3 protein-coding genes and 1 pseudogene are annotated in these 6,749 nt (G+C 39.0%); 2 read left to right on the forward strand and 2 right to left on the reverse strand.

Annotation, left to right across the window (positions count from 1 at the left end):
- Positions 1–56: 56 nt before the first annotated feature.
- Both rfbD and V757_RS20685 read right to left on the reverse strand, forming a co-directional pair.
- On the reverse strand, positions 57–995 hold the full coding sequence (gene rfbD / locus V757_RS20680; protein WP_023950660.1) for a dTDP-4-dehydrorhamnose reductase: 939 nt from the start codon (positions 993–995) through the stop codon (positions 57–59).
- Between the two features lie 3 nt (positions 996–998).
- On the reverse strand, positions 999–3,215 hold the full coding sequence (locus V757_RS20685) for a carboxy terminal-processing peptidase (protein ID WP_023950662.1): 2,217 nt from the start codon (positions 3,213–3,215) through the stop codon (positions 999–1,001).
- Between the two features lie 166 nt (positions 3,216–3,381).
- Here V757_RS20685 and V757_RS20690 point away from each other — a divergent pair.
- A pseudogene (locus V757_RS20690) lies at positions 3,382–4,582 on the forward strand (lytic murein transglycosylase).
- A gap of 6 nt (positions 4,583–4,588) precedes the next feature.
- Positions 4,589–6,427 (forward strand): ABC-F family ATP-binding cassette domain-containing protein, encoded by a 1,839-nt coding sequence (locus V757_RS20695; protein ID WP_023950663.1) that lies wholly within the window; start codon positions 4,589–4,591, stop codon positions 6,425–6,427.
- The last annotated feature ends 322 nt before the right edge of the window (positions 6,428–6,749 follow it).

Genomic DNA, 6,749 nt, shown 5'->3' on the forward strand with positions numbered 1-6,749 from the left:
CAGACCTATCACATACCTTATTTAAATCATTCATTAATTCAAGTGATATTTTCTTTTTAAAACAACTTGAACAATCGTAACTCATTCTCGAATGCTAACGTCCAATCAGGTATTTTTTTTGCCAATAGCGTGGCCAATTTTGTATTACTCAAAATAGCATACCGTGGACGTTCAGCGACCTGATATTTTTCTTGCTGTAACTTAGCATAATCACGACTAGAAATAGGCTCTATACTCGCTAATGTTAGCTCCGGATATTGTTTAGACATCATCAATCTAATCTTTAAAGCAAACTCATACCATGACGTATAACCACTCGGTACGACATGATAAATGCCTTGTTGCTGTGCCTGTAATAACTGTAAGGTATATCTACTTACAAATGTCGCACTCGTTGGTACACCCCATTGATCATCTACCACAAAAACATGTTGCTTGTAACGTAAAAGATGAGCCATCGTTAAAACAAAGTTAGGAGAATATTGACTGTATAACCAACTAGTTCGAATAATTAAAAACTCACAGCCACTTTGTTGGATATACTGTTCAGCTAAGGATTTAGTGTACCCATAATAATTCATGGGCTGATGGGGGTAACTTTCTATCAGCGGCTCTCTAGATAGACCTGACATCACATAATCTGTCGAAAAATGACAGAGCCTGGCATGATTCTGTGCTGCCCACTCTGCCATCACTTTCACAGCTTCTGCATTCACTACGTTGGCCTTCTCACGATCTATTTCAGCCTTATCTACATTAGTATATGCCGCTGCATTGATAATCAACGATGGCTGATGTTGATTTAATACTTGGCATAATTGTGCTAAATCAGCAATATTCAGACCATCAGTAACAGAGGGTCCAGGATAATTAATTAAGGGTTTGTCCAAACGCAAACAGTCAAGTGAATATTCACTTGACTGTTCTTGATAGTGAGCAATTAAAGTCTTCCCTAATTGCCCATTAGATCCAAATAACAGAGCCTTAGCCACCATTCCTTATTTTTGCTGTAAGCTAACTAAGTCAGCGGCAATATTGGCAGACTCTTTGGCAATCGTATCAAGATTTTCTTTGCGCTTTTTCTCATCTTCCAATTCTTCTTTGAGATTGCCCTCACCCATAGCTAAACCATCATCTAATTTGAATGTAGCCAAATCACTCTCACCCAACGCTTTACGACGCTTCTCGAAATCTTGATATGTTTCGTTCATTTTTTTACGTTCATTTTCACGTTGTTTTAAGTTTAAAGAATAAGTTTTACGTTGAGAAAGTTTTAACGCATAGTCAGTCTCATCGGTCATTAACTGCCAACTATCTGATGCTTTCACTCGTTTTTCATGCTTTGAAGCTAACTCTTTTAGCTGAGTACTTAACCAGCCAGCTGGTTTGTATTCTGCTTTTTCAATTTTTGTCCACGGCATAGCATTATCATAACTTGATTCACCCAGTTCTTTTGGATCAAATCCAGACGGGAATTGGATATCTGGTGTAACCCCTTTTACTTGAGTTGAACTACCATTAACACGGAAAAATTTCTGAATAGTCCATTTCAATGCACCTAGAGACTCACCTGCTTCCGGTTTTTTTAAGAAATCTGATAATGGACGGAACGTCTGAACAGTTCCTTTACCCCATGTTGGATCACCGACAACAAGACCACGGCCATAATCTTGTATTGCTGCGGCAAAAATTTCTGACGCTGAAGCAGAGATACGATTAACAATTACAACCACTGGTTTATCCCAGATCTTCTCAACTTGGCTATCCACGTTTGAAACACTACCATCTGCTGAACGTACCTGTACAACATTTTGATGATGGCCTAAAAATAATCCACTTAAATTAGCTGCTTCATTTAAAGAACCGCCGCCATTACCACGCAGGTCGAGTACAACCGCTTCAACATTTTGTTTATGATAATCTTCAAGAATCTTATTTACATCACGAGTAACGCTTTTATAATCTGAGATCCCCTTAGATCTACCCTCAAAGTCCTCATAAAACGAGGGAACAGTGATAATACCTATCTTACGTTTAACATTGTCAACATTAGTTTCGTAAATTTTTGAGCGCGCAGCTTGGTCTTCCATCGTAACTTTTTCACGAACAATTCGAATTGTTCTATGTTTACCATCTAACCCACCGTCAGCAGGAATCACTTCGATACGAACTACGCTACCTCGCTTACCACGAATTTTTTTAACAATATCATCTAATCGCAGATCAACGACATCCTCCATAGGCCCGTTTTCACCTTGACCCACCGCTACAATACGATCACCAGGTTGCAACTGTCCTCCTCGTGCCGCAGGACCTCCAGCAACAACCTCACGAATTTGTCCATACTCATCACGTTTTTGTAAAACAGCACCAATACCCTCTACTGATAAACTCAATTGAACATCAAAATTCTTAGCAGAGGTTGGACTGTAATAACTTGTATGTGGATCCGTACTATCCGTATAAGCATTTAAAAACATCTCTGCGACATCTTCACTTTTCATACGAACGATTTGGTTTCTATTATTGGTATAACGTTTACGCAATGTTTCACGAATCTTATCGTCATCCATATTAGCTAGTTTCAGACGTAAGAAATCATTTTTCACCCGGCGACGCCATAAATCATTTGCTTCATCATCAGTCTTAGGCCATTGTGCTGTTTTACGACGATCTACATTAAACTCTTCCTGAACCGTAAAATCAAACGGTTTATCTAATAACCCAATTGCATATTTATATCGTTTATCAGCAACTTCACGATAACGACTATAAACATCAAAGGCAAAACGCAGATCACCCTCTAAGAGCAAACGATTAATTAAAGACTGACCCGGTTTAAAATACTCTAAATCCTGTGAGGTAAAAAACATTTTTTGAGGATCTAGCGCCTTAAAATAAGCATCATAAACCTCATGACCCATTTTGACGTCAAGAGGTCTTTTGTCATATTCAAATCTGGTTAGCACATTAGCAACAATGACTGAAGCACGTGCAAAGTTAATCTCTGGCTTCAGTGGTGGGAAATCTTGATTTTTACCCGTAGAATTATTCTCTATTGATTTTGCATCCGCTTTTGTAAGTACAACAGACGAAGCTTGAGGATTGTGGATAGAATCAACATCTACTGCTTTATCAGCATAAACACAACCTGTCATTAAGGAAAACGAAAGTGCAAATACTAAATTTTTTAACTTCGTTTGTGGTCTATTCATTATTAAAAGCCTTCAAAAAAATTCTTTATCGTTAACTCGTCATTTTATCCGTTATTTGAAACAGATAGCTAAAATTAATCTCATATTCTATTCTTTTTTAGAATAACCACGAATGAAAACTATTAAAATAGATAGAATTACTTATTACTACTGATTTCTTTGAACAATGAAATTCTTAAATACGCTATTAATCTCTGGATTTTCTACATTGCTAACTCAAGTGGTTTTTGCCCAAGATGCCCAATTTCAACAATGTTTAGCAGGACTTGAGAGTCAAGCGATACGATCAGGTGTATCTAGCAATACTTTTAGAGAAAATACTCGCCATTTAGTACCAGATACCTCTTTACTACGAAAAACTTAATTATCAACCAGAGTTCCGTACACCTATTTGGGACTACATAATGTCTTTGGTCGATGAGGAGCGTGTCGCTGATGGGCGAGCACAAATGCTTACCCACCAAAAAACCCTTAATCGGATTGCCCAACAGTATGGCATAGATCCAGCCGTAGTGGTCGCAGTCTGGGGCGTTGAAAGTAATTTTGGTAAAAATCAAGGAAAATATTCTCTTGTAAATGCACTTGGCACATTAAGCTGCATGGGAAGACGCCAAGAATTTTTCCGCAAAGAATTCTTTGCTACATTAAGAATTATCCAGTCGGGCGATATTGCTGCTGATCGTTTAAACGGCTCTTGGGCCGGTGCCTTTGGTCATACTCAATTTATGCCAACTACGTTTGAGCGTTTAGCCGTAGACTTTGACAATGATGGACGCCGTGATTTAATTGATAACTCGGTAGATGCTTTAGGTTCAACAGCCAATTATTTGAAGAAAAATGGTTGGGTGACCGGGCAGCCTTGGGGGTTTGAAGTCAAACTCTCTACCAACATCACTGGTGCTGGTGAAAGCCGAACTAACAAAAAACCAATCAGTTATTGGCAAAGCATAGGCGTAACACGTGTGGATGGCTCTCCTCTAACCGACACAGTGAATGCTAACCAAAAAGCTGGCTTATTAATGCCTGCTGGACGCCAAGGACCAACATTTCTTGTATTCAAAAATTTTGATGTTATCTATAGCTACAATGCCGCTGAAAGCTATGCCTTAGCTATCGCTCATTTAGCAGATCGCATCAAAGGTCAAAAACCTTTTGTTACCCCTTGGCCTACTGATGATTTAGGTCTTTCTCGAGAAGAGCGCAAAGTCCTACAGCAGCGGCTAATTGATAAAGGATATAACATTGGTGAAGTAGATGGCTTACTCGGAGGAAAAACCAAAGAAGCTATTAAACAGGAGCAAGCACGCCTAGGAATGCCGGTAGATGGTAGAGCGGGTCAAAAACTACTTAAGGCATTACAAAAATAATTTATCATGGCAGAACAAACTCTCGTTACTCTAAGCAATATTCAATTGGCCTTTGGACACCATGCCTTACTAGACCATGCTAATTTCAGCATACAAGCTGGCGAACGCATTGGTTTAATTGGACGCAATGGTGCGGGTAAATCCTCTTTACTCAAAATTATTGATGGTCGCATCCAGGCAGATGATGGAGAAGTCGCCCGCATCAGTTCACTCCATGTGATAACTGTTATTCAAGAGCCTGAGCTAGATGAAAACAAAACTATTTTTGAAAATCTAGTAAGTGATTATCTTGAAAAAGAAGACTGGGGAAGACCCGCTCGTGCACAAGCAATGATGGATAAACTCAAGCTACAAGGTAACAATCTAACCACGGGCTTATCAGGAGGAACTCGTAAGCGTATTGCTCTCGCGCAAGCCATATTACAAAACCCTGATTTATTATTACTTGACGAACCCACCAATCACTTAGACTTTGAGGGTATTTTATGGCTAGAAGAGTTAATCAACAATAGCTCTTGTGCCTGCCTCATTATCACTCATGATAGACTCTTTCTAGATGAAGTAACCACCAGAATTGTAGAACTTGATCGTGGTATATTGCATAGTTTCCCTGGTAATTTTTCACAATGGCAAACCCAAAAAGCTGCTTGGTTAGCTGCTGAGCAGCTACAAAATGAACGCTTTGATAAATTTCTTGCACAAGAAGAAGTGTGGATTCGCAAAGGTGTTGAAGCAAGACGCACACGAAATGAAGGACGTGTCAAACGCCTAGAATCATTACGAAAAGAACGTGCTGCTCGTAGAGAACGTATCGGCAATGTGAACTTTGCTATTGATACTGGTGAGCGTTCAGGTAAACTGGTTGCTGAGCTCAACGATATTAGTCATTCGTTTGGCGACAAAGTCATCATCAGCCACTACTCTACTACTATTATGCGTGGAGATAGAATTGGGCTTATAGGACCCAATGGTGCTGGTAAAACTACACTATTAAAAATTATTCTAGGTGAAATTAAGCCAAATGAAGGTGACGTTAAATTAGGTACAAATTTAAACATTGCCTATTTTGATCAAATGCGTGAGCAATTAGATGAAAATGCACCTCTGACAGATGTCATTAATCCAGGTAGTGAATGGATTGAAATCGGTCAAACTCGCAAACATGTCATGAGTTACCTTGGTGATTTTTTGTTCTCTCCTGCTCGTGCACAGTCACCCGTGAGTAGCCTTTCTGGTGGTGAAAGAGCACGTTTGCTATTAGCACGCCTTTTTGCTCGACCTGCCAATGTTTTAGTCATGGATGAACCCACTAATGACTTAGATATTGAAACATTGGAATTACTTGAAGAGTTACTCCAAAACTTTGATGGGACAGTATTATTAGTTAGTCATGATCGTAGCTTTTTAGACAATGTCATTACCCAAACAATCGCGTATGAGGGAAATGGTAAATGGCGGGACTATGTGGGTGGATATGAAGATTGGTTACAACAACGCCCTCGTAATATAGACAGTACTGTATTAACGTCACCAACACCATCTTCAGATAATGCCAATGCAACAAAATTGGTCAATACGACTCCAAATGAGAAAACAGAGCGTAATAAAAGTTCTAGTAAGTCAAAACTTAGTCCGTGGGAAGCCAAAGAACTAGAGAATATTCCAGAAAAAATTTCTGTATTAGAGGCGAAACAAGCCGAACTCACTGAAAAACTCTCTTCCCCAGAACTCTACCAATCCGGCAACGCTCAATTATTGGAGGTTCAATCAGCTATTAGTGAAGTAGAAGAACAGCTAATGTCACTATTTGAGCGTTGGGAATTATTAGAGAGTAAAGTGAAGTAAATGCGTTGAAACATATAGCAGACTAGCCGGAGTTATATTACTACGGCTAATAGTCTAGGATTAGATAAAAACAAGTATAATTTATCCGGTAATTGAGGAAGGATTACACAAAATAAAGTGTGTAAAATGTAGAAGTTCAGACCAAATCTGACAAATGAGTTGCAAAAAAGAGAGTTTCCCGTTTGAATAAGAGGTGCGAATCTTTTAAACAAACAAAAGGAAACTCTCATGTTACATACTACCAATAATGTGATTAAACATAAAGCAGGACTGCTTAATTTAGCAGAGCAATTAAAAAATGTGTCGCTGAAGCACGCACTGA

This window comes from Pelistega indica (assembly GCF_000506865.1).
Lineage (GTDB): Bacteria > Pseudomonadota > Gammaproteobacteria > Burkholderiales > Burkholderiaceae_B > Taylorella > Taylorella indica.

Coding starts and splice junctions, on each gene's coding strand:
- rfbD (WP_023950660.1), bottom strand. CDS start 995: ATGGTGGCTAAGGCTCTGTTATTTGGATCTAATGGGCAATTAGGGAAG.
- V757_RS20685 (WP_023950662.1), bottom strand. CDS start 3,215: ATGAATAGACCACAAACGAAGTTAAAAAATTTAGTATTTGCACTTTCG.
- V757_RS20695 (WP_023950663.1), top strand. CDS start 4,589: ATGGCAGAACAAACTCTCGTTACTCTAAGCAATATTCAATTGGCCTTT.